Below are 26,411 nucleotides of genomic sequence, written 5' to 3'. Positions count from 1 at the left end.
TGGACAGCAGAACGGATAGTTATGATCGAGTTCATCGGCGTTTCCCCAGCCATTGTGGCACTGGTGCTTCTGGCGCTTTTGTTTGTCGCTTTCACGCTCGAAAAGTACCCGCCGGACGTCACGGCCGTCATTGGCGCCGCAGTGTTCATTGTCCTTGGACTGGTGCCGGCGGATGATGTGATGGGCGTGTTTTCCAGCTCGGCCCCGATCACGATCGGCGCGATGTTCGTGGTCTCCGGGGCCCTGTTGCGCACCGGCGTACTGGACGCGCTTGCCGATTTCATCGTGGAGCGCGCCAAATCCCACCCCGTTCTTGCGATTGTGATCTTTATCTTCATTGCCGCCGCTGCCTCCGCCTTCATGAACAGCACGCCGGTTGTTCTCGTTCTCATTCCGGTTGTGGTTCGTCTTGCAGCGAGCCTGAGCATGGCGCCGACCCGGTTGCTGATCCCGCTTTCCTACACGGCCATTCTCGGAGGAACCTGTACATTGATCGGTACCTCCACCAATCTTCTGGTGGCAGGCGTTGCGCAACAGAACGGTCTGGAAGCGTTCTCGATCTTCGAGATCGCGCCCGTCGGCATCATCTCCGCGATCGTGGGCGGCGTTTCTGTCTTCGTGCTCGGCAAGTTCCTTCTCCCGCAACGCGATAGCGATGAGAATGTCCTTGATGAGGAGACGCCGTTTCTGTCCGAGATCACGATTCTGTCCAAGTATGCCGGCATCGGAAAAACCCTCTCCGAAGCCAGCGATTTTCAGCGTTCAGGCATTCGCGTGACAGGCATAAAGCGCGGGAGCGAGATCGAACGCGGCGACTTGTCCGAACACGTCCTTCAACAGGCAGACACGGTGATCGTCATTGCGCCGACATCCGAACTCCTGACCCTTGAAGAGCAGGACGGATTGCAGGTGGGGCTGAGCCGGTCGGTTCTGCTGGACCCGGATGCCGAGACACGCGTGGCCGAAGTTATCGTGTCGCCATCGCGCAGAAGCTCGGGCACCAGCATAGCGGGCCTTGCGCTCGGGCGGCGCGCCGGCATGCGTGTGCTTGGCGCCTCCCGCGCCAACCACGTGGCCGGCCCCGACCTGGTGAATGTTCAATTGCGGCCGGCGGACAAACTGCTTCTCGAAGGCACGTCCGAAGGTTTCAATGATTTGTCCAGGGTCGGCGACGTTGTTTCCGTTACGGAACCAGGCGGGCGCGCCTTTCGGCGTCGCCAGGCCCCGATTGCCGTCCTGACCCTGATCGGCATCGTCACGCTTGCCGCCTTCAATGTTCTGCCGATCGGCATCCTTGCCCTGCTGGGCGTTGCCGTCATTCTCGCGCTGCGCTGTATCGACAGCGACGAGGCCTGGAAGACCATAGACGGATCCATTCTTATTTTGATCTTCGCGATGCTGATCGTCGGCGCCGGGCTGGAAAACAGCGGTGCCGTGGAGCTTGTCGTGGGCATGCTGAAACCGTGGCTGCAAAACCTGTCGCCGATGCTGATGCTGCTGGCGGTCTATTTCGTGGGCTCCATCCTGACGGAAACCGTTACCAACAATGCCGTGGCTGTGGTCTATACGCCCGTCGTCATAGCCCTTGCGAACCAACTCGGTCTTGATCCCCGTCCGTTCGTCGTCGCGGTTATGTTCTCTGCCAGCGCAAGTTTTGCGACGCCGATCGGTTACCAGACGAACACGCTCGTCTATGGCGCCGGCAATTACCGCTTCAGCGACTTCCTGAAAATGGGGATTCCGATGAACATCATCGTCGGCATTACATCCGTCATCGCGATCGGCATTTTCTTCCCGATGTAAGCCCCGGCGCCATGTCGCAGTTTGCTCTTTGGGCGACGACCGCCTGGCGTTTGAAGCCGCCCCGCACACGTGCTAAAGCCAGACGAACGTTCTCGGGGACAGATTCGATGAAGCCGGAAAGCCGTATAGTGTCAGCCATTTATGCGGCTTTTTTGCTGGTCGTCGCAAGTCTCGCCATCGGTTGCACGGAGGCGTCCGACCGCTCGCTCGATCCGCCCCGGGGGCCCTCGGGCGAGGCTTATCTCGAGGCGGTCGAGGGCAAGGGCCTGCAGACCGGCATAAGCTACAGTTCCGGCGAAAAGGAAGTTCCGGAGCTTCCCGACAGGCCGGAGAATGGCGATTTCGACATCGGCAAGTCGGCCGGCTGGGCGCTGATCGCGTTACTGGTGCTGGCTTTGGCGGTTCTTGCCTTCCGCTCCCGCAATGTGTTTGCGGAACTTGCCGGCGCCAACGGACGACGCGCGTTTTCCGCCGCGCCGCGCCGCGCGCAAACTACGCAGTCCGCGATCGATCATGATCTCATCGAGCGGTTGCGCGGCGAACCGGATCATCGCGAAGGCCTGCGCGCCGTGCTTCAGCGTTTTCTGGTTCTCGCGGCTGAGGAAAACAGTATTTCGGTCAAGCGCAGTCTCACCACGCGGGAAATCATGCAGCGCCTGCCCGGCGGGTTCGCCCAGCGCGACGCGCTGGAGACGCTGGCCTCGGAGGTCGAGCGCGTCGTTTTCGGCGGCCACGCCATCGATCCCGCGCAGTATCAGCATTGTCTCGACCTCGCGGCCCCGTTCCTCAGGAGGGCCAAAACATGAGCGCGCGATCGCAGGACAACGCGTCCGGCAATTCCTTTCCTCTCATGATTCTGGCCGTGGTTGTGATTGCCGGGCTTGCGCTGATGTATTTTTCCTCCTCTTCGAGCCGCATCGAGCGCAGCGCCATCGGCACGGACGGGCTCGCGATCTGGCTGCAGGACCAGGGCATTGCGGTTGAAAAGACGGCGCCCGAGGAGATCGTCGGGCAAAAGACGCCGATCCTGCGGATCCTGCCGCTCTACGACACCGATCTGACGGTCGGCCCCCGCGAAACCGAGGAGCTCGAGCAAGGAAGCCCGCGCGCGACGCTGCGCAACCTCTCGCTCGAAGCATTCCGGTCCAAGATCGCAAGCGCGGATACGCTTGTGATCCTGCCCAAATGGCGCAGCGACATGATCACCAGCGCAACCGCCGATCCCGATGTGCTTATTCCGCCGGGACAGATGACGATCTTCGGCCTCTGGCGCGGCCCCACGGTCGCGGCCGCCGGCGATGGTTTCGTGCAAGCGCCCGTTACCAAGGATCTGACCGACGAAACGCTTGCGGGCGAGGCGGCGCTGTATGCGCCGCGGGTGCTCAGCGATATCGTCGACGATGCCTGCATGCCGATCCTTTCGCTTTCCGGCAGGGGTACGCTGCTTGCCCGCTGCGATGATCTCTGGGGCGATGGCAGCAGCTTCTACCTGCTATCCGACCCCGATCTGGTGGACAATCACGGGCTTGCCAATGGCGACAATGCGGATATCGCAACGGCGATGATCGCCCCGCTTGCCGCGGGCCGTCCGGTCTATATCGACACCACCACTTACGCCAATATCACCGACACAAGCGGCCAGGACCCGCGGACGCGCTCGCTCGCCGATCTCGGCCGGTTCTTCGAATACCCGTTCTCGCAGTTCTGGATCGGCCTTGTCATCGCCTCCGGGCTCGCGCTTTGGCGCGGTAGCCGCCGGTTCGGCGCGCCGGTCGGTGAAGTCAATGCCCTCGACATGGCCTCCAAGGCGCGCACCATCACGGCGTCGGCGCGGCTGTTGCGGCTTGCGGGCAGCGAGCGCGATCTCGTTTCGGCCTATATCCGGGCGCGGATGGAGACGCTTGACGGCATCGTGCTTGGCGCGGCGCGCCGGCCGATGGCCGCGGACGCGGTCGCCTCCGAGATCATCCGCCGCGTCAACCATCGCGTTCCCGAAACCGGCAAGCGTCTGGCGGAGGCCTATGACCAGCTCGCCGGAGACGGCCCCGACACCCATCAGCGCCTTGCGGCGCTCATTCCCTTTGAAGAAGCATTTCAGGAGACCCTCGATGCATTTGGATACGCTGCGCGACCTTCGCGACCGGCTGACCGGTGAGATTGAAAAGGCGGTTCAGGGGCAGGAGGCGATTGTCGAGCTCCTGCTGATCTCGCTGTTCGCACGCGGCCACTGCCTGCTGGAGGGGCCGCCCGGAACGGCCAAGACCCTGCTGGCGCGCAGCCTCGCCGCATCGCTGACCCTCGATTTCAAGCGCATCCAGTTCACGCCGGATCTGATGCCGGGCGATGTGACGGGCTCGAACATCTTCGACTTCGATGCCCGCCGCTTCGAACTCATCAAGGGGCCGATCTTCACCGATATCCTGCTGACCGACGAGATCAACCGCGCGCCGCCGAAAACCCAGGCCGCCCTCCTGCAGGTGATGAGTGAACGTCAGGCGACCATCGACGGGGTGGATCATTCCGTCGGCGATGTATTCTTCGTGATCGCAACCCAGAACCCGATCGAGCAGCAGGGCACCTATCCCCTGCCGGAAGCGCAACTCGACCGGTTCCTGTTCAAGCTGGTCATCGATCATCCGGAGGAAGCGGCGGAGTTCGAAATCCTCAAGCGCCACGCCAATCAGGGGCTCGACGCCCATGCGCGACAGGCGGCGATTGCGCCTGTTGCCAGTCTCGAGGAAATCCGCGCCGGGCAGGCACTGATCGACGATATCCGTCTGGACGAGACGATATTGCGCTATGTTCTGGCGCTGGCGCGGGCAACGCGCGAGGATGGCGATATCGCCTATGGCGTTTCCACGCGCGCCGCCGATGCCCTGTGCGGCGCCGTGCGCGCCCGCGCGGCGCTCGACGGTCGCGACTATGCGCTGCCCGATGACGTCAAGGGTCTGTTCGTTCCGGTGATGCGCCATCGCATCGTTCTGGGACCGGCGGCCGAGATCGAGGGCCGCACGCCGCGGGCAGTGCTGGAGGGCATTCTCGACAGAACCGAAGCGCCCCGCTGATGCGTCCCTCCGTCCTTCTCCTCGCTCTGGCCTGCGCTCTGGCGATCCTGACGGTCGCGGTTCTGGCCGTGCCAGCGGTTCCGGTCGAAATCGTGGCCGGCGCGTGGCTGCTGCTCGGCGCGGCGGTGATCGCCGACTGGGCAGTCAGCCCCGGCGCGCGTCATTTCACCCTGGAAATCGACGCGCCCGCCGAGATCTTTGCGGGCGAGGACGGGATTGTTGCGCTGCGACTGAAGGACAAGGCGGGCCACCGCGCTGTGGCGCCGGCCGCCGGCCGGTTGCGCTGGCCGGAGGGGCTGGCCGGGCCAGGTGACTTCAGGCTGATGCCCACGGGTGCGCATATCGCCGCCGCCGATCTTCCCGCACGCGCGTTGAAACGGGGCAAATGGCGGATCGCCTCCGTCTCGACGCTGCGCAGAAGCCGTCTCGGCCTTCTCGATCTTATCGCCAACCATCCGCTCGACCGCGAGATCGCCGTGGTTCCGAGCATCCGCGCGATCACCTCGGGCGCGATCGACACGCAGCTCGCCACGACGGAGTTCGGCGCGAAGGCCGCCAGCATTCACGGCGAGGGCTCGGAGTTTCATCAGCTCCGGGAATTCGTGGCCGGGATGGACACCCGGATGATCGACTACAAAAGGAGCGCGCGCCATGGCGGGCTGGTGGCGCGCCAGATGCAGGCCGAGCGCAACCACGCGATCGTGCTGGCGCTCGACAACGGGCATCTGATGCGCGAGCCGATCGACGGGCTCGCCAAGATCGACCACATGATCAACGCCTCGCTGGCGCTGGCCTGGGCCGGCATCCAGAGCGGCGACAGGGTCGGACTGTTCGCCTTTGACGCACGGCCGCGCCTGTTCGTCCCGCCGATGGAGGGCCGGCGCGCCTTCGCCCAGCTGCGCTCGCACACGGCGGCGCTGGACTACCGGCTGGTGGAGACCAACCACACGCTGGCGCTCAGCCATCTGCACCAGCGCCTGTCCCGGCGCAGCCTCGTCGTCGTGTTCTCCGACTTCGTCGATACCACGACGGCGGAGCTGCTGATTGAAAACGTGCAGATGCTGAACCGCCATCACGTGGTGGTGTTCGTCAGCCTGCGCGATCCGCTGCTTGCGGCCTATCACCACAAGTCGGTGAACAGCCTCGCCATGGTCTCCGAGGTGGCGGCCGCCGCCGATCTCGAGCGCGAGCGCCGGCGGGTGCTGAACAGTCTTTCCCAGCTTGGTGTGTTCGTCATCGAAACCGCGCCGGGCGGGCTGAGACCGGAGCTGATCTCGACCTACCTCTCCATCCGCTCCCGGGAGCTGATATGAAAACATCCGGCGAAATCATCCGTTCAAGCCGTTTTCGCCTGGAACGCGAAAGCGACTGGCTCAGGCTGCAGACCATTCTCGACCAGGCGGAACGGCGCGGCGTGAAAAGCCTCGCCTTTGAGGACGCACGCGATCTGGTGACGCTGTACAGGCAGGCGGTCAACGCGCTTTCGGTGGCGCGTGAAATCTCGCTCGACAGCGCGATTGTCGCCTATCTGGAGAGCCTGTGCGCACGGGCCTATCTGGTGGTCTACGCGCCGCGCGCCAGCATTCGCGGCATCGTGTCCCGCTTCTTTCGCCAGGGCGCGCCGCTGGCCTTTCGCCGTTCGGGCATCGAGCTTGTCATCGCCTTTGTCCTTATGGTTCTGGGCGGGGTGGCCGCATTCGCGCTGACGCGAACGGACCCGACCTGGTTTTATGCCTTCGTCCCGGAAGGGCTGGCGGCAGGGCGTGGACCGCAGGCCAGCGCCGATGCGCTGCGTCGGGTGATCTACGACAGCGAACCGGGCGCGCTCGACCAGCTCGGAGCCTTCGCGACCTATCTGTTTTCGCACAATACAAGGGTCGCCATTTTCTCCTTCGTCCTTGGAATCCTGGCCTGCGTGCCGAGTGGGCTGCTGATGCTCTACAATGGCAGCGTCATCGGTGCGCTCGGCGCGATCTATGCCGACAAGGGCCTGGGACTGGACCTGTTCGCCTGGCTTTCGATCCATGGCGTCACCGAGCTTTCGGCCATCGCCATCGCCACGGCGGGCGGTTTCCGGCTGGGACGCGCGGTTCTGTTTCCCGGCGAGAAAACGCGCAAGGCGGCGCTTTCCGATGCCGCGCATGATGCGGTCAAGCTGGCTGTGCTGGCCGCCCTGATGCTGGTGGCCGCCGGGCTGCTGGAAGGCTTCGCCCGCCAGCTCGTGACCGCGCCGATGTGGCGGATCGCGATCGGCTGGAGCATCGGCGCGCTCTGGTTCTGCTGGCTGCTCGGCACCGGGCGGCAGGCCGGCAACATCCGTCCTGTTACCACGGAGGCGACGTCATGAGCGCCGAAACAGCCACGATAAAGCCCGGAGCCGCCAACGCCAGACGCAGCGGCGGGAAGGCGAAAGCGGGCGGGCGGCTGCTGACGATCATCCCGCCCGAAGGCGTGCCGTTCGATCTCAGGATCGCCAGCCTGTTCGCCCGCGCCGGCGCGCAAATCATCGACATCATCATCACGGTAGGCGCCAGCCTGCTGTTGCTGGTGGCGGTGGGGCTGATCGGGTCGGTGGATTTTGCGACCGCAACGGCAATCGCCTCGCTGATCTTCCTGTTCATCGGGACGCCCTATTATATCCTCGCCGAGCTGCTCGCCAACGGTCGCACGCCGGGCAAGCGGATGCTTGGCATCCGCGCGGTCTCCGTTAAGGGCGGCGGATTGTCGGTGCATCAGATCGTGGTGCGCAATCTGCTCAAGGAAATCGAGATCTTCACGCCGATCCTTCTATTGTTCGGCGCAACGCCCGATAACCTTCTGATCCCCCTGATCGCGCTGGCGTGGCTGATTGTTGTGATCGCCTTTCCCGCGTTCAACGCGCAAAGCCAGCGCATCGGCGACCTGATCGCCGGCACGGCCGTGATTGCAACGCCCGCTGCGGCGCTTCTGCCCGACCTGGCCAGCGCCCCCGCAACGCCATCGGCGGAGCGCTTCGTCTTCACGCCGGCGCAGATGGACCTTTACGGGGCCTATGAGTTGCAGGTTCTGGAAAAACTGCTGCGCGGCGAGCGAAACGAAATCAGCCGTCCGCGGCTTTCCGATGCCGCCATGCGCATTCGCCGCAAGATCGGCTATGAAGAGACCGTTGCGCCGCATGAGGATGAAGCATTCCTGCAGGCCTTCTACACCGCCCAGCGGGGCTATCTCGAACAGAAGAAACTGTTCGGCGACGCGCGCGCCGACAAGCACTATGGAGGCGCCCAATCAGGTACTGAGTAAGGGCACCTGCCATTGAAACTATGGACTTTTTCGACACATCGGTTAGTCAGCGACAGGTTTCGACGAATCTGAAGGAGCAAGCCAAACATGACATCCACCGACCCCACGGCCGCCAAGCCCGCCTTTGGCGTGAACGAGCGGATCGGAGAAACATTCTCCGTGCTGCGCCAGCGTTTCATGACCTTTGTCATCCTGTCCGCCGTCCCCGGAATTCTCGTCGAGCTCGCCTCCTATGCCACGGGTCTGGGCACCGGGCTGGAGGCCGACCCGTTCGCGCCGGGTCAGGCAACGCCATCTGTCTTCATGATCATACTCGTTTCGGCGATACTGCCGATGCTGCTCTATTCGATCATGACCGGTATGATGGTTCTGGCCGCCTACGACACCAAATCGGGCCGTCCGGTTCGGCTTGATGCCTATCTGAAGGCCGTGATCCGCCGGCTGCCCGCCCTCATCTTGGTCACGCTTGTTGCGTCCTTCGGCGTCGCCATTGCCTTTGTACTGTTCCTCGTTCCGGGGCTTTGGCTCGCCGGCGTCTGGGCCGTCTGCGTCCCCGTCGTGATGATCGAGGGCATGGGTTTCGGCGCCCTTGCGCGCAGCCGCCAGCTGACGAAGGAATACCGCTGGCCGATCATCGGCTTCATCGTGGTCGCCTACATCATCATCTTCGTGATCACCTTCCTGGTCGCGCTCGCGGCAGGCCTGCTGCCGATCCCGACGCTCATCGTCGCGATCGTGCTCGGCCTCATCAACGGCGTCGCCACAGCCCTGATTTCGATCGCGGTTTCGGTGACCTATGCACGCCTGCGCGACATCAAGGAAGGCATCGGCTACGCCGACCTCGCCGAGGTGTTTGACTAGAGCGGTCCCCGACTGGTCAAAGCTGTCGGGCTTTGCCAGTTGAGGGTAGGTTTGTCAGTAAATTTAAGGCCAGCACCAACGCGCTGGCCTTTTTTATGCATATCGCAGCTTGTTAGCGGCCGGGTTGCGTTTTCCGAACAGAACCACAAAAGCGCAAACGCATGCCCCCTTTCGGATTTACCGAACAGATTCAATTTAAACCTGAAGTGCTCCAGTCACAACGATGACGAAAGGACGATGTCTTTCAAAGGCAAAGCATCGCATTGCAGAAAACGCAGGCCAAGGCTGACGGGGCCGGATCATCAGCATGCCGCCATCTGAATCTCGCCGCTAGAAATAGCGCTTGAGTTCCAATTTATTTTATACCTATAATAATATCCGCCGCGTCCGGACAGGGTGCGCAAAAAGGGTCGCTACCTCGGCGTCAAGATCGGGGAACGACCGGACGGAGTGTGCAGTACACATGACCACGCGCTGAAGTAGCTGCAGCCGGCTCGCCGGACGTGGAAACATCGCGGTTACAAAACTCCGGTTCTCATATCGAGAGCCAAAAATGGAAAAAGGGGAACTTATATGCGTCGCTTATTGCTTGCCGGCTTGTCCGCAGTCGGTCTGGCCTTGTCCTTTTCAGCAGCCACGGCCGAGGAAGTTACGCTCAAGGCCGGCGTCTTCATTCCGCCCAACGCCTCCTTCGGCGTGCCCATGAGCATTTTCGTCGATCACGTAAACGAAGTCGGCAAGGGCGTTCTGCAGATTCGGCTTTTGGGGCCGGAAGCCATTCCCGGCGCCGAGCAGCCCAACGCCGTGATCTCCGGCGTGCTCGATATGGCCGCGGTTCCGCCGCCCTACTACAAGGGCATGTTCGTGGAAGCCGATGCCGTATCGCTGACCAACCACACGCTGGCCGAACTGCGCGAATCGGGCGCTTATCAAATGATAAGCGACATGGCCGAAGAGAAGATGGGCGTCGTTTACCTGACCACCTATGGCGGCGGCATCACCTTCCACGTCTACCTCAACAAGGACGCAAACAGCCTGGACGACGTCCGCGGCAGCCGGCTGCGCAGCCAGACGATCTACAAGCAGATTTACGATCAACTGGGTGTCGAGGGGACCAACATTCCGACCCCTGACGTCTTCACGGCGCTCGAACGCGGCGTGGTTGAGGGCTATGGTTGGCCGCTCAACGGCATCGGCGAGATGGGCTGGGCCCCCGAGACCAAGGTCCGGATCGATCCGGGTTTCTATAACGTCGACGTGACCGTGATCATGAACGAGAAGAGCCTTGAAAAGCTCGACGAGGAACAGCGCAAGGTGCTCTTCGACTCGGTGGCGTGGTTCGATGACTACATGGTCGAGTGGACCGAGAAAGCGCTTCAGGACGAAATCGAGTTCCAGAAAAACGCAGGCATCAAGACCATCGATATCGGCCACGAATATGTCGATCTCGCATTGGAGCAGTATTGGGCCGACCTCGAAAAGCAGAGCCCGGAGACCATCCCGGCCATCCGCAAGGCACTGATGAAATAGTTGCCTTGCTCAGCCAGTTGACCGGGGCACCGCCCCGGTCCTTTCTGGCGCCAATCCCAACGGCAATCCGGTTGCATTTGAGTGCACATGTTCCCCGGCCGGCAGACCTGCCGGCGTCATGCGCCACAGCTCTGTCATCGATGCGGGGACACATGTGTGAAGACAGAGCGTCCGGAGCCGATCGATTGACGTCAAGGCTGAACTTCCAACGCCCTTCCAAGCGCCAGACACCAGCCCAGGACACCCTGACATGACATTTCTCGTTAGGATTTATCTACTCATCATAAATTTCCTCGCCGCCATCGCGATTGCGATGCTTGCGGTGCTCGTGCTCCTGATCGGCGGAGAAGCGATCACGCGCACGCTGCATCTGCCGTTCTTCCCGGGCGTCGTGGAACTGTCGGAATACGCGCTGTTCATGATGGCGATGCTTGCCGCGCCCTGGCTGCTGCACCACAACGGTCACCTCGCAGTCAACGTGGTCGTTGACCTTCTGCCGCAAAAATTGCGCTCGGCCACCGCGTTGCTGACCTGGGTGCTGGGCCTCGGCGCCACCAGCGTGACCTTCTGGATCGGCGTTCGGCTCTTCATGCAATCCTACACATCGGGCCAGCTGATCTTTCGCGATCTCATCATTCAGGACTGGCTGCTTCAGTGGCAAGTGCCCCTGGTGATGGCCCTGATAAGCATCGAGTTTCTCGGCCGGATCGTCTCGGCGGCCTTCCCCTCCTCCGACTCCGCTCAGCAGAAGGCGCAATGATCATGCAGGAATGGACTTTCGCACTATTGCTGATGTTTGGCGGCGTGGTGGCCATGCTGCTGATCGGCCTGCCGATCGTGTTTGCCTTTCTGGTGGTCAACATTGTTGGCGCCGTCATCTTTCTCGGCGGGGAAATCGGGCTGACCCAATTGGTAAGAAACATGGGCCCCGCCGTCGCCAACTATTCGCTCGCGCCAGTGCCGCTGTTCGTCCTTATGGGCGAAATCATGTTGCAAACCGGAATGGCATCGCGATCGATCGATGCGATTGACCGGCTGATCGCCCGCGTGCCTGGGCGTCTTTCCATCGTTGCCGTTCTGAGCGGCACGGTATTTTCCTCGCTTTCGGGATCGACCATCGCCAATGTCGCCGTGGTAGGGCGCACGCTTTATCCGCAAATGCACGATCGCGGCTATCACCCGGTCATGGCGGTAGGCCCGGTCCTTGCCGTTGGCGGCATCGCCATGCTCATTCCGCCATCGAGCCTCGGCGTGCTCTTGGGCAGTCTGGCACAGATCTCCATCAACGACCTGCTGCTCACCGCGATCGTTCCCGGCATCCTGATGGCTATCCTGTTTCTGGGATTCATTATCGTAAGCTGCATCATCCGACCCGATATTGCCCCGGTATTCGATGTCAAGGCGCTGACCTGGAAGCAGCGACTGATGCCGGTGGCAACCCATGTGCTGCCGCTCATGCTGATCTTCGTGGCGGTCGTGGGCAGCATGTTCACCGGCGTTGCCACGCCGACCGAGGCATCGGCGATCGGCGTGCTTGCGACCATTGTCGCGGCAGCGGGCTACCGGGCGCTGTCGATCGAAAACCTGCGCAAATCGCTGGTCGAAACCACGAAGTTCAGCGGCATGCTGCTGATCATTATCTGTACTTCGGGCACCTTTTCGCAGATCCTCGCCTTCAGCGGTGCGACCCAGAGCCTTGCCGAAATGGTGACATCCTCCGGCCTGACACCGATTCTTCTGGTACTCGGCATGCTCGCCGTGCTGGTGTTCCTCGGCTGTTTCATGGATCAGCTGTCGATGATGATGCTGACCCTGCCGATCTTCATGCCGATCGTAGCCGGCCTCGGGATCGACCAGCTCTGGTTCGGCGTGCTGGTGCTGATCGTGCTCGAGATCAGCCTGATCACGCCGCCATTCGGCCTGCTGCTGTTCGTGATGCAGGGCGTCGTCGGAAAGCAGCTGAAGGTCACGACCATCTATGCCGCGGTCGCGCCATTCATCCTGCTCGAATTCGTCATTCTGGCGCTCATGATCGTCTTCCCGCAGTTGACATCCTGGCTTCCCAGCATGCTGAATTAGGAAAGGCCGAAGGCATCCAGGATGAAGAATATGGGGCGCAACCAGCATACACCATGCTGGTCGCGCCCTTTTTGCTTGTCATGAAGAGGTTTCTATTTCGAAAGCCTGCTGAAGCGGTAGGGCGCCGGGTCGACGATCGGCGCTGCGTTCGACACCAGATCGGCAGCCAGTTGGCCTGCGGCGGGCGACGTGCCGAACCCATGTCCCGAAAATCCGGTGGCCAAGGTCAGACCGGGAACCCGATCAAGGCCTGAAATAACCGGCAGCGAATCCGGCGTGACGTCGATCATTCCAGCCCAGGCCTCCCTGATCTCGGCTTTCTCGAAAACCGGGAATGCCTTGACCGTATTTGCGATGGCTTCGGCGATCAGGCCCGGGTCGACCAAGGGGTCCTTGGTGCGCACCCGCTCGAATGGCGAAGGACCGGTATCATTCCAACGTCTCGGCAGGCCGAGATCGCCAAGGAACTCGCGTCCCAGCGACAAACGCAAATACTTCCAGTTCTCCCGGAGGGTCGGCAGATATTTCAGGCCGATCAACAGGTTGTCAATCGTCAACGGATGGCAGAGCGCACCGCGCTGCGTTACGGTGTATCCGCCGTCCAGCCGCTTTCGAAACGAGAAATCCGAAGCCCCGAACGCGATGTCGGATGGCCCGTCCATGGGTGCCGTGCGAATGACGGAGGCAACCATCGGAAGCGTGGGCAAGGAGATGCCCATATTGCCCAGAAAGCGACGCGACCACAGCCCGGCGGCGAGCAGCACCTGATCGCATTTGATTTCGCCGCGCTCGGTGTGGACGCCGGCCACCCGGCCGCCCGCAAGGGAAAGCGAAAACGCGGCGCAATTCTCGATGATGACCGCGCCCTTCTGCTGCGCCGCAGCGGCAATGGCGCTCGAAGCCAGCGTCGGCTCGGCATAACCGTCCGAAGGCGTATAGATGCCGCCCACCCACTTCTCGGCCGTGCCGGGCAGCAGATCGTCGATTTCGCGCGGCGTCACGAGGCGGGAATCGAGCCCAAGGTCAGAGACGGCCTGTAGCCATTTCCTGTGAGGCTCCATTTCGGCTTCGATGCGCGCGGCATACATGATGCCGGCGCGCCTGTATCCCGCGTCAAAGCCCGTGCGCTGGGGCATCTGCGTCCAGAGCAGGTCGGAGGCCACGGCGAGGGCCACATCCTCGGGGTGGCGGTTCAGCTTCCGCACCCAGCCGAGATTCCGGGATGACTGCTCCGCGCCGATCCACCCCTTTTCCAGAATGGTGACCGGAATGCCCCGCTCGGCAAGCGTAAGACCAGCCGTCAGCCCGATGATCCCGCCGCCGAGAATGACGACAGTGGTCTGCTTCGGCAGGTCGGATGTGGTCTGTACGGGTCTGATAAGCGGCGCCATGAGAATGGTCCTGAACGCGGTGCGTGTTCCTTAGGGGTGAATGAGTCAGGACGCCGACAGATTGATCAGCTTAGCCTCAGCCTTGCCCGCGCCGCGATAGGCCGTCACGTCGATCTCCACGCGGTAGATCTTGGAACCCAATGCCGGGCACACCATCGTCGTCGCCGGATCGATGCCGCGAAACGCCTTGCCCAGAACCTCGCCGACGGCATCGCCGTCGGCCGGATCCTGAACATAGACCCGCGATGAAACCACATCCTCGAGGCTGGAATCCACTGCGCGAAGCGCGCGTTCGATATTGGCCAGAACCTGCTCGGCTTGCGCGGTAATGTCCTCCGGGATTTCCTTGGTTTCTGGATTCCGGCCTGCGGTGTTGGACACGAAAATCAGATTGTCCACAGCGACCACGCGCGAATAGCTGGCCCAGTCCTCGAACTTGTTGCCGGTTTTTACCTTGATCACGTCAACCATTTTTGGTCTCCAGTTTATGGGGAAGTCTAGCGAAGAACCGGTTCGTCCCAGAGGTTGAGCTTCACGCCAATCCCCTTCTCGATCGCGTTGCGATAGAGCATGGTTCCCCATGCCACGTCCTCGACCGGCATGCCGCCCACCGACATCATGATGATTTCGTCGTCGTTTTGCCGGCCAGGCGCCTCGCCGGCGACGATACGGCTCAGATCCTCAAGGTCATCCATGCGTAACCGGCCCTCGTCGACCAGGTCCATGAAGCGCATCCCAACCGCGGGAATATAATTATGCGTCGGCTTCGGGGTTTCGTGGTGCCAGGCCTCATAGAGCGGCGTGAATTCCAGCACCTTGCGCACATCGGAACCTTCGACGCCCCGGTCGAAATTTCCAAGAGCCGGCATGGCGAAGAACGTGCCGGGGCTGATCCACTCACGCTTCACATGCGGATAGGTGGACGGATCGCCGGTCGGTCCGGAAGAGCAGTAGGCCACCACATCGGACCCGCGCACCAGCTCCTCGTCGCTTCCGACTTCCTCGATATGTTTGACCTGCGGATAGGTGCTTCTGACCCATTCCGCGAACGCGTCGAGATTCTTTCTGCCACGTCCCTTCACCTTGACGGTGTCGATGCCGGGGCAGGCGGCGATGAAAGCGCTGAGCGAAGTCTTGCCCATCACGCCCGGACCGAGGATACCGGCAACCCTGGAGTCCTTTCTCGCAAGATGTCTGGCGCCCACGCCCGGCACCGCGCCGGTGCGATAGGCGGAGAGAAGATTGGCCGACATCAGCGCGAGCGGCGCGCCTGTATCGGTGTCATTCAGGATGAACATCAGGATCGAACGCGGCAGGCCCCTCTCCCGGTTCGCGATGTTGGAACCGTACCATTTCACGCCGGTCGTGCCGAACTGGCCGCCAAGATAGGCCGGCATCGCCATGAAGCGACGATCCGCCGTGGGCTTCGGCATGTTTGGAAACGGCGAATTTTCCGGAAACAGGATCAGCGAGCCGTGTGAGCTGTTGTTGGCGCCGGCCATGCGGTAGTCGCCGCTGGCAAGCAGCCCGAACATCTCTTCCATGGCATCGACACAGGCGGGCATGTCGGTTACGCCGGCGCGCACCATGTCCGGCTCGGACAGATAGATGAAATCGATCTTGGTGGAAGTGGTCATTCTGTCATCCTCGTTGTCACCTGCGGTTCGCCAACCGCGGCCGTCTGTTGCGAGCCACTGAACGAGCGGCATGGCGCTCCAGCCGAACCGATGCGCGCGTCTCCTCTCCCGCGGCATACCTACCTATCCGACGGCCCAGGGCATGTCCGGGTAGTCGCGGGCCGTCAGCCAACTCCCGGCGAACGGTTTTCGAGTGGTACTGCATGAGCAGACCCCGATGAATTGCGCTTGCGGTCATTTACGTTACAATTCCGGCCACGCGCCGTGGAGACGGTCGCGGTTCTCCGGACCGTTGCGCGCAGCCGAAACCGGCGGCGTTTTCGTCTCAAGGATGGGATGACTGTCTGCGAACAGCCTTGCGCGCAGCACTGGGCGATACGCCGGTCAGACTGCGAAAGGCGCGCGAGAATGCCGCCTGGTTTCCATAGCCGAGATGCTCGGCCATCTGCTCGATGGTGATCGTTCCGCCACTCATCAGATTCCGGGCTTTTTTCAAGCGTTCGTCATTCACGATTTTTCTGAAGCTCGTGTCGTGCGCGCTGAGTTGGCGACGGATGGTGCGGGGACTGACGGCAAGTTCGTCGCATACGGATTTGAGATCGATCGCCTCACGCCCCAGCCGCCGCGCAACGATCAGCGCAACGCGCTCGGGAAGCGAGCAATGAGGCTCTTCCGGGGCGCCGAGCAGATCGAACAGATGGCTCTCGACAATCTGGCGGGCCGCCTCGTTGAAGCGCAACCAATTGCTCAAGGGGCGCTCCAGATCGGCTTCGAGGAGCACCATGCCATTGGCGGACGCATTACTCCTTATCCTGCATTTGAAGAAGCGACGCAGGACCTCTTCGCGGTCGGAAACGTCGTGCTCGAACCTCACTTCCACGGGGTTCCAGCGATCGGACAGCAATTGCCGCACCATGCCGCACAGGCCCGCTATGGCGTATTCCGCGTCCTGACGCCTCGGCCATACGCTCAGATCGTCGATCATGTAGATATAGACGCTTTGCTCTTCCTGCCTCTTGCAGGCCATGGTGGTATGGCTTTGCCATAGCCTCTGAAACCGCGCGAACACATCCAGCGCGCCTCTCAGCGTCTGGGCCGTCGCAAGCAGGGAATAGACCGGACCGATCTCCCAGGCCCGAAACGCCTGGCCCATTTCGAGACCGAGATAGGGCCGCTCCAGCAGGTTGGCCGCATCCTCGAAGAAACCGACATAGGAGCGCAAGGGGATCATCGCGTATGGACTTAATGCCGGACCATCCGTCAGGCCATGCCGGTACAAGAGCTCCGTCACATCTTTGCCGTCTCCCGTCAGTTCCCTGACAATGGCGTCGACGAACAAGCGCCGCACGACCGGTAGGGCTTCGTTGCGAGTGGCAACCTCATAGCCTCCCGTTCCAGCGGCATGTCTAGCGTTGGTCTGCATGGCCTACTCCAATACGGTAGGCGGCGGCGACCGCCGTCCCCAAATTTTATTTTAGTTACGAAACAATAGCGCGATTATGGCCGCTAATGCAAAATATTCGGTCACAAAGTGCATGGATCGCGGGTTTTGGTGTCCTCTACACTCACATGAGTTCGTTCGACCGTCCACCCGTCAAACTGGCTCCGCTGTACCAAGACTGCGATGAACAGACCGGACCTGAATATATCATGTTCAACGCTTGTTGGTTTGCAGTGTCGGCCGCGGACTTTCCGCGCGCGTCGAAAGGTCGGGCTTTCATTCAGCGGACCGGAACGGTCTGCAATGCGGCATTCGTGTCCTCAGCCAAGTAAGGAGAATACCGATGAACAAGATCGACAGGCGACTGTTCCTAAAGCTCGCAGCGGCCGCCGGCGGGGCGCTGGTGGCCCGCCCGGGTCTCGCCCTCGCCGAGGACGGCGAAATCGAGAACGTATCGATTGCCTGGACCTCCGATCCGGTCACCTGGGATCCCAATCAGCGGCTTGCGCCCGACCCGCAATCGATCCTCAAGACGATTTTCGACCAGCCGATCGACCAGCTTCAGAATCTCGAGCTGGCGCCCAACGTGCTGACAGACTGGGAACTGGCTGACGACGCGATGAGCATGCATGTCTGGATGCGCGACGACATCACGTTCTCCGACGGTTCTCCGATGACCATGGAGGACTTCCGCTACACCTTCTTCGAACGCATTCAACAAGGCGATGAAATCGATCTCGTCGTCGGTTTCGGCGTGGTATCCGATATTGAGATCATCTCGCCGACCGAGGGCATCATGCGGTTTTCGCAGCCCTTCGCCACCCCGGCGCAGTGGCTGAGTTTCAGCGCGAGCTTCGTGATTTCGAAGGCCTATGCCGAAAAGGTGGGCGTCGAGGGCCTGCAGACCAAGCCAATGGGCTCCGGACCCTATGAACTCGTGGAATACGAGCGCGACAGCCGGATCGTGCTGAAGCGGCGCGACGATTACTGGGGCGAGCTGCCGGCCATCAAGCAGCTCACCTTCGAAATCATTCCCGACGCCACGGCCCGTCTTGCGGCGCTCGAATCCGGCAATGTCGACTTCGCCGTCGAGCTGTCGATCCGCGACGTGAAGCGCCTGCAGCAATCCGACCGTTTCAAGGCCATCGCCAACCCGATCGCCCGGATCATCTATGTCACCGTGCGCGCCGACGGCACCTTCGAGGACAAGAATATCCGTCTTGCCGCCCACTACGCCATCAACAAGGAATTGCTTTCCAAGGCCTTCTTCGGCGGAGACGCAGTGGCGATCGATGCGCCGTCCATCCCGGGCATGCCCGGCTATCCCGAGGATTTCGAGTTTCCCTACGATCCCGAGAAGGCCAAGGAGCTGCTGGCGCAATCCGGCTATGGCCCGGACAATCCAGTCACCATTGGGTTTGCAACCACCAACGGCAACTTCACCGGCGACTACGATATTGCGCGCGCCATCGTCACGATGTGGGAAAAGGTCGGCATCAAGACGGACCTTCAGGTCATCACCGAAGGACAGTGGTACGATCTCAACGCCACCGGCAAGCTTCCCGATGCCTCGCTGTTCGTCTGGGAGAACGGCACCGGCGACCCGGAAATCTTCACCGGCAACATGTTCAACGCCGACCTGCCGTTCGCCACCTTCCGGCGTCCCGACATCACAGCCGAGATCAAGCCGCTGTTCGATATCGCCGACTATGACGAGCGCATCCGCAAATATGATGAGCTGAACCGCTGGCTCATCGAGGAAGGGGCGATCATTCCGTTGCTGCAGGCGATCCAGACCATCGGCTTCAGCAGCCAGTTCGACTTCCAGCCCTGGACCAATGGCTGGATTCTGCCCAGCGCCATCACCAAGGCCTGAGTGGGTCCTTCGACCTCTCTTGACCGCCGCCGCGCGGCGGTCGGCAATTCTCTTTCAGGGACCGAGATAGTTGATCAAATCACTGCTGTTGATCTTCGCACGACGCCTCGCCTCGCTCTTGCCGGTGTTCGTCATCGTTTCGATGCTGGTGTTCGTGGCCTTGAGAGCTCTGCCGGTCAATCCCGCGCAAATGGCGCTGCCGCCGCAGGCGACCCTTGAGCAGGTCGAGGCGAAGCGCCTGGAAATGGGTCTCGACAAGCCCATTTGGCAACAATATGCCCACTGGGTGGGACAGGCCGTCCGGGGCGATTTCGGCGATTCCGCCCAGTACCGAATGCCGACCAGCGAGGTCATACTGTCCCGCCTGCCCGCCACGGTCGAACTGGCGCTCGGCGCGCTGGTGTTTGCGGTGGTCGTCGGCGTGGCGGGAGGTCTGTCGCTGTTTGCGGTTCGCGGCACGCCGCTTGAGGGCGTGGCCGTTTTCGGAACGTCGGTGCTGATGGCGCTGCCGGATTTCCTGCTGTCCCTGCTCTTCATCCTGCTTTTCGGCGTGATCATTCAAATCTTCCCCGTCAATGGCCGCCTCAGTCCGGGAATGATCGTGCCCGACCAGACCGGCTTCCTGGTCATCGACGCCTTCCTATCCGGCGACCCGACGCTGATCGGCAGCGTTCTCTCCCATATGGCGCTGCCGATCATGGCGCTCGGCCTCGCCTTCGCCCCGCTGATCATCCGGGTGCTGCATTCAAGCCTGATCTCGATCTATGAGGAAAGCTATATCCGTCAGGCCAGGATGCGCGGCCTGAGCGAAACCCAGATCCTGTTCGGGCAGGCGCTGAAAAATGCCATGCTGCCCGTCATCATCCTCGTCGGCACCCAGTTCGGCCTGCTGTTTGGCGGAACGCTGCTGGTCGAGATGATCTTTTCCTATCCCGGCATCGGCAATCTGATGCTGCGGTCGATGCAGTCCAGCGACCTCGAGGTCATCCAGACGGTCGCCCTGATCTACTGCGCGACCACGCTGCTGTTCAACTCATTGGCCGACGCCCTCGCCTACATGATTAATCCAAGGTTGCGTTCCTCATGAGCCGACTTCCGACCAGATTGCTCGACACGCGGTTCATCATCGGCTCGATATTGGCGTCGACCGTTCTCTTCGCCGCGATCTTCGCCCCCTGGCTCGCGCCCTACCCTCCCAACGATCAGGATCTCCTGAACATGCTGATGCCGCCGGTGTGGGTCCAGGGCGGCTCGATGGAGCACGTTCTGGGCACCGACAGCCTCGGGCGGGACACGCTTTCCCGGCTGCTCTACGGGGCGCGGATTGCCATGTATGTCGCCTTCTTCGCCTCGACCGGGGCGATGCTGCTTGGCGCGGTGCTTGCCAATCTGGCGGGCTATTTCGGCGGCTGGGTCGACTGGCTCATCAGCCGTCTCGTCGAAGTCTGGCTGTCGTTTCCGCCCGTGGTACTGTCCATGCTGCTGATCATCGGGCTCGGCATCGGTATCGACAAGGTGATCCTCGCCATCGTTCTGGTGGACTGGACGCGGTTCTGTCGTGTCTTGCGGAGCGATGTTCAGGTGACGCGACGCAAGGATTATGTCTCCTTTGCCCGGCTCATCGGATTTTCGCACCTGCGCATCATGACGCGCGAAATCCTGCCCGCGACCATGCCGATGCTGATCACGCTGTTCAGCCTGCAGATGGGCATTTCCGTCGTCGTGGAAGCCATCCTGTCCTTCGTCTCGATGGGCGTTCCGCCCAATGAACCGGGCTGGGGCCAGATGATCGCCGATGCCCGCATGGACGTCTATTCGGCGCCTTGGGGACTGCTTCTGCCCATCGCCGCCATCTTCCTCACCGTGCTCGGTTTCAATCTGCTCGGCGACGGATTGCGGCGCGTTCTCGACCCCCGTCAATAACGAATTGGATCAATCTGCCATGGCCTCGGTACCTATCCTGCGCATATCCGGCCTGGAGGCGGGCCTGCCCGCGGCGAAAGCGCGCGTCCTGAGCGATATTTCGCTGACGATCGAACCGGGAAGAATCCTTGGCGTGATCGGTGAATCCGGCGCCGGCAAGTCGATGCTCGGAAACGCCATCGCCGACACGCTCGCCCCGGGGATCGAGGTTACCAACGGCCGGATAAGCTTCGACGGACGCGAACTGACGACCATGTCGCGAGGCAAGCGGCGGCAGATTCTCGGCCGCGAGATCGGCTTCATCCCGCAAGAGCCGATGACCGCGCTCAATCCCAGCCTGACGGTGGGGCAGCAATTCGTGCGCCACCTCAAGCGCATCGGTATCGAGCAGAAATCCAGCCGGATGGCGCGCGCGATCGAGCTTCTGGACGAGGTCGGGCTGCACAATCCCTCGCAACTTCTGCATTCCTATCCCCACCAGCTCTCCGGCGGCATGCTGCAGCGGGTGCTGATCGCCATGGCGTTCGCCTCCAATCCCAGGCTGGTCATCGCCGACGAGCCGACCACGGCGCTCGACGTGACCATGCAGGCGCTCGTCATGGACCTGATCAAGAGGATGCGCGACGCGCACCGGACGTCGGTGCTGCTGATCACGCATGATCTGAGGCTCGCCGCCGATGTGTGCGACGACGTGAGCGTTCTCTACGCCGGCCGCATCGTGGAGGACGGGCCGGCCGAAAGCATCCTCAACGACCCCAGACATCCCTACTCGCGGTGCCTGAACCTCGCGAGCCCCAGCATGGAGGCCGCGAACCGGACCCTGCTTATTCTGCCGAAGGCGATGGCCACTATCGCCGAGCGCAACGAGCTCCCCGGCTGCGAATTCGCGCCCCGATGTCCGCTTGCCGTCGAGCACTGCAACCAGCAACGTCCGCCGCTGGAAACCAAGATTGCCGGCCACCGGAGCGCCTGTTTCCGATCGGATCTCACAGCAACGATCGAAACGCCACCAGCGGCGATGGACGCACCGCAGGATTTCTCCTCGCAAAAGATCGTTCTCAAGGCCTCCAATCTTCGCAAGAACTATGTGTTGCGGGACATGTTTGGCAGGGAGCGCCACATCGAAGCGCTCAAGGGCCTCAATTTCGAGGTACGCGAGGGCGAGTTCGTCGGCGTGGTCGGGGAAAGCGGCTCTGGGAAATCCACGCTCACGAAGCTCATCGTCGGTCTCGAAGATGTCAGTGAAGGAGAATTGAGGGTTGCCGAGCTTGACGGCGCCGACCATTCCAGCGCGAACCGGCGCAGAATTCTCGATCAGGTGCAACTGGTGTTCCAGGATCCGGAATCGGCCCTCAACCCGCGCCGGACCGTCGGGAGCCTGACGACCCAACCCGTGGAGGCCAAGGGGCTTCCGCCATCGGCGGAAAGCCGGGACGCGCTGGCGCGCCAATTGCTGGAATATGTGAAGCTGACGCCGGACATGATATCGCGTTTCCCAAAGCAGCTTTCCGGCGGCCAAAAGCAGCGCGTCAACATTGCGCGCGCGCTCTGTTCGAACCCGCGCCTGCTGGTGGCCGACGAGATCGTGTCCGGTCTCGATGTTTCGGTGCAGGCGCAGATTCTGGAGTTGCTGCGCGAACTGCGCAAGAAGACGCCGTTTTCGCTGTTGCTCATCTCCCACGATCTGTCGGTGGTCCGCCACCTCTGCGACAGGGCGCTCGTCATGTACAAGGGCGAGATCGTCGAGCAGGGGCCGGTCAATGAGGTCTTCGGCAATCCCCGGCACGATTATACGCGCACCCTGGTGGCCGCAGCGATCGGCAAGCCGCCCCACGAGATAGACATCGCCTAGCAACAGAATTTCCCAGCCCTACACAGCATGGAGACAGCAATGAACAAGCTCGACAACGACCTCGGCAGACTGGGCGCCGCCGCGCGCGCCTTCCTCGATCGCGATCACGGACTGCACATCGACGGCAAGTCGAGCGCCGGCGGTTCGCGATACGAGATCATCGACCCGACGAGCGGCAAGCCGGTTGCGACCGCGACCGAGGCGAGCGTGGCGGATGTCGATGCCGCCGTCGCCGCGGCGCGGCGCGCCCTCAAGGGCCCGTGGGGCCGCATGCGCCCCAATGAGCGCCAGAACTGCCTGTTGCGCATGGCGGCGCTGCTTCAGCAGAATGGTGAGGAGATATCGGAGATCGGCGCCGTGGAATCGGGACGGCTGCTGGCCAATACGCGCGGCATCGATGTCGACTACTCGAACCATTTCCTCACCTACATGGCCGGCTGGGCGACGAAAATACAAGGCAGCACGATGCCGCTGTCGATGCCCTACATTCCCGACGGCGATTTCGATGGCTTCACGCTGCGCGAGCCCATCGGCGTTGTCGCCGCGATTGTTCCGTGGAACGTCGCTCTGGGCATCGCCGTCTGGAAGATCGCGCCTGCGCTGGCAGCGGGCTGCACAATGGTGCTCAAGCCCGCGCCGCAGACCCCGCTGACCGCGTTGCGGTTCGCCGAGATCGCCCTTGAAGCCGGCGTTCCCGAAGGCGTGTTGAACATCATCACCGGCAGCGCCCCTGAACTGGGCTCGGCCCTCGTCCGGCATCCCGATGTCGACAAGATCACCTTTACCGGCTCCACCGAGACCGGGCGGCTGATCGCGCAGGCGACCGCCGGTTCCTTCAAAAGCTTGAGCATGGAGCTGGGCGGCAAGTCCCCGTTCATTATCATGGAGGACGCCAATCTCGATCGCGCCATTCCGGCCGCCGCCTGGGGCATATTCGGCAATCACGGGCAGAATTGCTGCGCCGGGTCCCGCCTCTATGTCCATAAGCGCCATTATGAGGCGGTTCTCGAAGGCGTTGCGAAAATCGCAAGGGACATTCAGCTCGGCTCGCCGCTGCTTCCGGAAACGCAGATGGGGCCGCTCGCCAACCACAGGCAACGCGAACGGGTGCTCGGCTATATCGAGGCCGGGCGCAGCCAGGGCGCGCGTGTCGTCACAGGCGGCGGCGTGCCCGTTCATGGCGGCGCCTATATCGAGCCGACGGTTCTGGCGGATGTGACCGCCGACATGACCCCGGTGCGCGAGGAAATTTTCGGTCCGGTTCTGGTGGCGGCGTCCTTCGAGACGGACGAGGAGGCGCTGCGCCTCGCAAACGACACCGAATACGGGTTAGGCGCCAGCATCTGGTCGCAGGACCTTGACCGCGTCCGGGCCATGACCCGGGGCCTTCAGGCCGGGTCGGTCTGGGTGAATGTCCATAACGCGCTGGATATGGCCCTGCCTTTCGGCGGCTGGAAGAATTCCGGCCAGGGCTTCGATCTCGGCAAGGAGTCGGTTCTGGGACATACCAGGCTGAAGGCCGTGGTTCACCACTACCAGTAGCCTGCAAGAGGCACCCGGAGTCGATCGCGACCCCGGGTGCTGTGCCTAGCGCATATAAATGCCGCCGTTGACGTCGAAGCAGGCTCCGTTCACGAAGCCGGATTCCGGGCCCGCCATCAGAGCGATCAGTTTGGCGACGAATTTCGGATCCCCCAGATGCCCGACCGGGATACCGGCCAGGGCGGCGGGAAGCTTGTCGTCTGTCAGCACCGAACGCACCATCGGTGTGTCGTGCGGGCCGGGCGCGATGGCGTTGGTCGTCACCCCGAAAGCGGCGAGATCGCGCGCGAACACCTTCGTCAACGTCAGGATAGCGCCCTTGGAGGCGGCATAATGTGCGCCGGTCGCCGTGCCGCCATTCTGTCCGGCGATCGAAGCGAGATTGATAATCCGCCCGTAGCCGTTCTGCTTGAAGTGGCAACCGAATATCTGGCTGCCGGCAAAACAGCCGCCGGCATTTGTCGCAAGGATGCTGTTGAAGTCCGCGGGATCGATGTCGAGCAGCGGCTTGACCTCTGTGCGGGCAGCGTTGTTGACCAGAACATGGGCCTTGCCCCAGCGATCGACGATCATATCGAGCGCGGACTGGAAATCGCCCGGTTGCGAGACATCAATTTTAGCCGCCACCGCCGTCCGGCCGGTTCCGTCGAGCCGGGCCGCCAGGTCTTCGGCGGCCGTCATGTCGACATCCGACACGACGACGCGAAAACCCGCTTCGTGCAAGGCGCGGCTGATGTCCGCGCCGAGCCCGTTGCCGCCGCCGGTGACCACGGCGGTCTGCATTCCGTCAACCTCAGGCGCCGCCATCACGATGCGCCCTCAATGTAAGCGGCAGCCCGCAAATCGCGAGCGCGGGAGAATGCGTGCATATCAGTCTTCCTTTCCGGTTGTCTCATGCTACTTCGACAGGTGACATCGTCGCGTTTCGAACCTGCGGCCTCACGGATAGCCGGGCAAGCCCGGCTGATCGAGCATGACCGCGCCGGCCGCCGTCCAGGTTCCCATGCCCATGAAGGCATGCTGGCCGACAGCGGCGGCGTCCATCATGCACCGGTTCAGCGTGTGCCCGCGAATGATGGCGGGGGTGCCCCCGAGCTCGAAAGCCCGCCTTGAAACATCCGCCCCGGCCCGTGCCGCCTCGGTGGAAGCGAGGCGAAGATTGAGATGCACATCAGGCGAAACCGCATCCCCCGCAAGAATCTGCTCCCAGGCCTTGTCGGTGACATCGTAGAAGAACGCGCGCGCACCCGCTAGCGCGGCTTCCGCCTTGGCGAGTTCCTGCTGCATATATGGTTTGGCACCGGCCGCGGGACCGCCGGTGATCGATTTTCGCCCCGCGCTTTCGCGCAGGAAGTCGAGGGCCTCGCGCGCCGCGCCAAGCCCGACCACAGCAAGAACCTGCGCCGCAAGCGCCATAGCCGGGTATTGGAAGATCGGCTCGCTCCGCTCTGCCTTCGAACCCCGGATGAAGGTCCAGTCTGCCGATACCAGAACATCCTTCGCGACGACGTCGTGACTGCCGGTCGCACATAACCCCACCGTATCCCAGACCTCCTCGATCTGCACCTTGTCGGCCGGCATGACCGCCATGCGCGGCAAGGGGCTTTCATTGGTATCATCGATGATGCCGCCGCCGATCAGATCGGCCCCCATGCAGCCCGAGGCGTAGGGCCACCGGCCGCTGACCAGAAAGCCCTTGTCGGTCTTCTTGACCTTTTGCGGGGGAAAGATCGATCCGGCAAAGGTCAGGTCCGGGTTCTGGCCGTAAATGTGCTCGAACGTGTCCCTGGGCAGCGCGGCAAGGTAGGTGGAACTGACGCCGAAGCTGGCGACCCAGCCCGTCGACGCATCGGCGCGCGACAGTTCCTCGATGAGGTGCAGGAACTGGGCGGGCGTCAATTCATCGCCGCCGAGAGACCTGGGCACGAAGGCGCGATAGACGCCAATCTTCTTCAGCTTCTTCACGATATCGCCGGGAACATGCCGCAGCGTTTCGAATTCTTGCCGACGCGACCGAATCTCCTGCTTGAGGCTTTCCAGTTCGCTTTTTTGCTCGACCGCTTCAAGGACTTGGTCGCTCATGATCGTCTCCCTTTTTCCGGGGCATTTCCGGCGAAAACCGAAATTGCGCC

Annotated in this window: 22 protein-coding genes; 16 read left to right on the top strand and 6 right to left on the bottom strand. The window is 62.2% G+C overall.

The genetic code is table 11. The annotated features are described in order from the left end of the window. The first annotated feature begins 21 nt into the window (after nucleotides 1-21). The 11 genes from V6765_RS04590 (at nucleotide 22) to V6765_RS04540 (ending at nucleotide 12,617) form a co-directional block, all read left to right on the top strand. A complete protein-coding gene (locus V6765_RS04590) occupies nucleotides 22-1,803 on the top strand; it encodes an SLC13 family permease (protein WP_448426861.1) in 1,782 nt (593 codons plus the stop codon). Between the two features lie 128 nt (nucleotides 1,804-1,931). Then, nucleotides 1,932-2,609 (top strand): DUF4129 domain-containing protein, encoded by a 678-nt coding sequence (locus V6765_RS04585; protein ID WP_448426860.1) that lies wholly within the window; start codon nucleotides 1,932-1,934, stop codon nucleotides 2,607-2,609. Beyond that, nucleotides 2,606-3,958 (top strand): hypothetical protein, encoded by a 1,353-nt coding sequence (locus V6765_RS04580; protein WP_448426859.1) that lies wholly within the window; start codon nucleotides 2,606-2,608, stop codon nucleotides 3,956-3,958. The genes V6765_RS04585 and V6765_RS04580 overlap by 4 nt, the downstream gene beginning before the upstream one ends. Then, a complete protein-coding gene (locus tag V6765_RS04575) occupies nucleotides 3,912-4,868 on the top strand; it encodes an AAA family ATPase (protein ID WP_448426858.1) in 957 nt (318 codons plus the stop codon). Before V6765_RS04580 ends, V6765_RS04575 begins: the two co-directional genes overlap by 47 nt. Continuing rightward, nucleotides 4,868-6,181 carry a DUF58 domain-containing protein gene (locus V6765_RS04570; RefSeq protein WP_448426857.1) on the top strand — a complete coding sequence of 438 codons (1,314 nt, stop codon included), beginning with the start codon at nucleotides 4,868-4,870 and terminating at the stop codon, nucleotides 6,179-6,181. The genes V6765_RS04575 and V6765_RS04570 overlap by 1 nt, the downstream gene beginning before the upstream one ends. Next, nucleotides 6,178-7,215: a stage II sporulation protein M gene (locus V6765_RS04565; protein ID WP_448426855.1), complete on the top strand. Its 1,038-nt coding sequence runs from the start codon at nucleotides 6,178-6,180 to the stop codon at nucleotides 7,213-7,215. The genes V6765_RS04570 and V6765_RS04565 overlap by 4 nt, the downstream gene beginning before the upstream one ends. Then, complete coding sequence (locus tag V6765_RS04560; RefSeq protein ID WP_448426853.1) at nucleotides 7,212-8,147, top strand: RDD family protein; 936 nt, start codon at nucleotides 7,212-7,214, stop codon at nucleotides 8,145-8,147. Before V6765_RS04565 ends, V6765_RS04560 begins: the two co-directional genes overlap by 4 nt. An 87-nt stretch (nucleotides 8,148-8,234) precedes the next feature. After that, the gene (locus V6765_RS04555) at nucleotides 8,235-9,008 is read left to right on the top strand and encodes a hypothetical protein (protein WP_448426851.1); all 774 of its coding nucleotides are present in this window, start codon (nucleotides 8,235-8,237) and stop codon (nucleotides 9,006-9,008) included. 573 nt (nucleotides 9,009-9,581) lie between these two features. Continuing rightward, entirely contained in the window at nucleotides 9,582-10,538 is a 957-nt protein-coding gene (gene dctP, locus V6765_RS04550; protein WP_448426849.1) for a TRAP transporter substrate-binding protein DctP, read from the top strand. Nucleotides 10,539-10,788: 250 nt separating this feature from the next. Beyond that, nucleotides 10,789-11,298 (top strand): TRAP transporter small permease, encoded by a 510-nt coding sequence (locus V6765_RS04545; protein WP_448426848.1) that lies wholly within the window; start codon nucleotides 10,789-10,791, stop codon nucleotides 11,296-11,298. Next, nucleotides 11,295-12,617 (top strand): TRAP transporter large permease, encoded by a 1,323-nt coding sequence (locus V6765_RS04540; protein ID WP_448426846.1) that lies wholly within the window; start codon nucleotides 11,295-11,297, stop codon nucleotides 12,615-12,617. Before V6765_RS04545 ends, V6765_RS04540 begins: the two co-directional genes overlap by 4 nt. A 92-nt stretch (nucleotides 12,618-12,709) precedes the next feature. Here the strand turns inward: V6765_RS04540 and V6765_RS04535 are convergent, their stop codons facing one another. From V6765_RS04535 to V6765_RS04520, 4 genes are all read right to left on the bottom strand, one after another. After that, nucleotides 12,710-14,008 (bottom strand): NAD(P)/FAD-dependent oxidoreductase, encoded by a 1,299-nt coding sequence (locus tag V6765_RS04535; RefSeq protein WP_448426844.1) that lies wholly within the window; start codon nucleotides 14,006-14,008, stop codon nucleotides 12,710-12,712. 45 nt (nucleotides 14,009-14,053) lie between these two features. Then, nucleotides 14,054-14,479, bottom strand: coding sequence for a RidA family protein (locus V6765_RS04530; RefSeq protein ID WP_448426843.1), 426 nt, complete (start codon nucleotides 14,477-14,479; stop codon nucleotides 14,054-14,056). Between the two features lie 26 nt (nucleotides 14,480-14,505). Continuing rightward, the gene (locus V6765_RS04525) at nucleotides 14,506-15,645 is read right to left on the bottom strand and encodes a tyramine oxidase subunit B (protein WP_448426841.1); all 1,140 of its coding nucleotides are present in this window, start codon (nucleotides 15,643-15,645) and stop codon (nucleotides 14,506-14,508) included. Nucleotides 15,646-15,970: 325 nt separating this feature from the next. Beyond that, nucleotides 15,971-16,984, bottom strand: coding sequence for an AraC family transcriptional regulator (locus V6765_RS04520; protein ID WP_448426839.1), 1,014 nt, complete (start codon nucleotides 16,982-16,984; stop codon nucleotides 15,971-15,973). A gap of 445 nt (nucleotides 16,985-17,429) precedes the next feature. Between V6765_RS04520 and V6765_RS04515 the strand changes: the two genes are divergently transcribed. The 5 genes from V6765_RS04515 to V6765_RS04495 all read left to right on the top strand — a co-directional run bounded on the left by V6765_RS04515 (nucleotide 17,430) and on the right by V6765_RS04495 (nucleotide 24,279). Further along, complete coding sequence (locus tag V6765_RS04515; protein WP_448426837.1) at nucleotides 17,430-18,962, top strand: ABC transporter substrate-binding protein; 1,533 nt, start codon at nucleotides 17,430-17,432, stop codon at nucleotides 18,960-18,962. Nucleotides 18,963-19,032: 70 nt separating this feature from the next. After that, nucleotides 19,033-20,049: an ABC transporter permease gene (locus tag V6765_RS04510; protein WP_448426835.1), complete on the top strand. Its 1,017-nt coding sequence runs from the start codon at nucleotides 19,033-19,035 to the stop codon at nucleotides 20,047-20,049. Next, nucleotides 20,046-20,885 (top strand): ABC transporter permease, encoded by an 840-nt coding sequence (locus V6765_RS04505; RefSeq protein ID WP_448426834.1) that lies wholly within the window; start codon nucleotides 20,046-20,048, stop codon nucleotides 20,883-20,885. The genes V6765_RS04510 and V6765_RS04505 overlap by 4 nt, the downstream gene beginning before the upstream one ends. A 19-nt stretch (nucleotides 20,886-20,904) precedes the next feature. Further along, the gene (locus V6765_RS04500; protein ID WP_448426832.1) at nucleotides 20,905-22,737 is read left to right on the top strand and encodes a dipeptide ABC transporter ATP-binding protein; all 1,833 of its coding nucleotides are present in this window, start codon (nucleotides 20,905-20,907) and stop codon (nucleotides 22,735-22,737) included. 39 nt (nucleotides 22,738-22,776) lie between these two features. Further along, a complete protein-coding gene (locus tag V6765_RS04495; RefSeq protein ID WP_448426830.1) occupies nucleotides 22,777-24,279 on the top strand; it encodes an aldehyde dehydrogenase family protein in 1,503 nt (500 codons plus the stop codon). A 45-nt stretch (nucleotides 24,280-24,324) separates the two neighbouring features. On the opposite strand, the gene V6765_RS04490 is transcribed toward V6765_RS04495, so the two are convergent. Both V6765_RS04490 and V6765_RS04485 read right to left on the bottom strand, forming a co-directional pair. Further along, nucleotides 24,325-25,062 carry an SDR family NAD(P)-dependent oxidoreductase gene (locus V6765_RS04490; RefSeq protein WP_448426828.1) on the bottom strand — a complete coding sequence of 246 codons (738 nt, stop codon included), beginning with the start codon at nucleotides 25,060-25,062 and terminating at the stop codon, nucleotides 24,325-24,327. Between the two features lie 156 nt (nucleotides 25,063-25,218). Next, nucleotides 25,219-26,361, bottom strand: a complete 1,143-nt coding sequence (locus V6765_RS04485; protein WP_448426827.1) for an acyl-CoA dehydrogenase family protein — start codon at nucleotides 26,359-26,361, stop codon at nucleotides 25,219-25,221. Between the last annotated feature and the right edge of the window lie 50 nt (nucleotides 26,362-26,411).

This window comes from Martelella sp. FOR1707 (assembly GCF_053484265.1).
Note: the sequence above shows the minus strand (reverse complement) of the source record. Positions and strands in the feature narration are given on the sequence as shown.

What these genes read in the sequence shown, in the direction of transcription:
- V6765_RS04565 (WP_448426855.1), top strand. Translation starts at nt 6,178, where the DNA reads ATGAAAACATCCGGCGAAATCATCCGTTCAAGCCGTTTTCGCCTGGAA.
- V6765_RS04500 (WP_448426832.1), top strand. Translation starts at nt 20,905, where the DNA reads ATGGCCTCGGTACCTATCCTGCGCATATCCGGCCTGGAGGCGGGCCTG.
- V6765_RS04505 (WP_448426834.1), top strand. Translation starts at nt 20,046, where the DNA reads ATGAGCCGACTTCCGACCAGATTGCTCGACACGCGGTTCATCATCGGC.
- V6765_RS04515 (WP_448426837.1), top strand. Translation starts at nt 17,430, where the DNA reads ATGAACAAGATCGACAGGCGACTGTTCCTAAAGCTCGCAGCGGCCGCC.
- V6765_RS04485 (WP_448426827.1), bottom strand. Translation starts at nt 26,361, where the DNA reads ATGAGCGACCAAGTCCTTGAAGCGGTCGAGCAAAAAAGCGAACTGGAA.
- dctP (WP_448426849.1), top strand. Translation starts at nt 9,582, where the DNA reads ATGCGTCGCTTATTGCTTGCCGGCTTGTCCGCAGTCGGTCTGGCCTTG.
- V6765_RS04575 (WP_448426858.1), top strand. Translation starts at nt 3,912, where the DNA reads ATGCATTTGGATACGCTGCGCGACCTTCGCGACCGGCTGACCGGTGAG.
- V6765_RS04490 (WP_448426828.1), bottom strand. Translation starts at nt 25,062, where the DNA reads ATGCAGACCGCCGTGGTCACCGGCGGCGGCAACGGGCTCGGCGCGGAC.
- V6765_RS04535 (WP_448426844.1), bottom strand. Translation starts at nt 14,008, where the DNA reads ATGGCGCCGCTTATCAGACCCGTACAGACCACATCCGACCTGCCGAAG.
- V6765_RS04495 (WP_448426830.1), top strand. Translation starts at nt 22,777, where the DNA reads ATGAACAAGCTCGACAACGACCTCGGCAGACTGGGCGCCGCCGCGCGC.
- V6765_RS04570 (WP_448426857.1), top strand. Translation starts at nt 4,868, where the DNA reads ATGCGTCCCTCCGTCCTTCTCCTCGCTCTGGCCTGCGCTCTGGCGATC.
- V6765_RS04530 (WP_448426843.1), bottom strand. Translation starts at nt 14,479, where the DNA reads ATGGTTGACGTGATCAAGGTAAAAACCGGCAACAAGTTCGAGGACTGG.
- V6765_RS04590 (WP_448426861.1), top strand. Translation starts at nt 22, where the DNA reads ATGATCGAGTTCATCGGCGTTTCCCCAGCCATTGTGGCACTGGTGCTT.
- V6765_RS04545 (WP_448426848.1), top strand. Translation starts at nt 10,789, where the DNA reads ATGACATTTCTCGTTAGGATTTATCTACTCATCATAAATTTCCTCGCC.
- V6765_RS04560 (WP_448426853.1), top strand. Translation starts at nt 7,212, where the DNA reads ATGAGCGCCGAAACAGCCACGATAAAGCCCGGAGCCGCCAACGCCAGA.
- V6765_RS04540 (WP_448426846.1), top strand. Translation starts at nt 11,295, where the DNA reads ATGATCATGCAGGAATGGACTTTCGCACTATTGCTGATGTTTGGCGGC.
- V6765_RS04580 (WP_448426859.1), top strand. Translation starts at nt 2,606, where the DNA reads ATGAGCGCGCGATCGCAGGACAACGCGTCCGGCAATTCCTTTCCTCTC.
- V6765_RS04555 (WP_448426851.1), top strand. Translation starts at nt 8,235, where the DNA reads ATGACATCCACCGACCCCACGGCCGCCAAGCCCGCCTTTGGCGTGAAC.
- V6765_RS04525 (WP_448426841.1), bottom strand. Translation starts at nt 15,645, where the DNA reads ATGACCACTTCCACCAAGATCGATTTCATCTATCTGTCCGAGCCGGAC.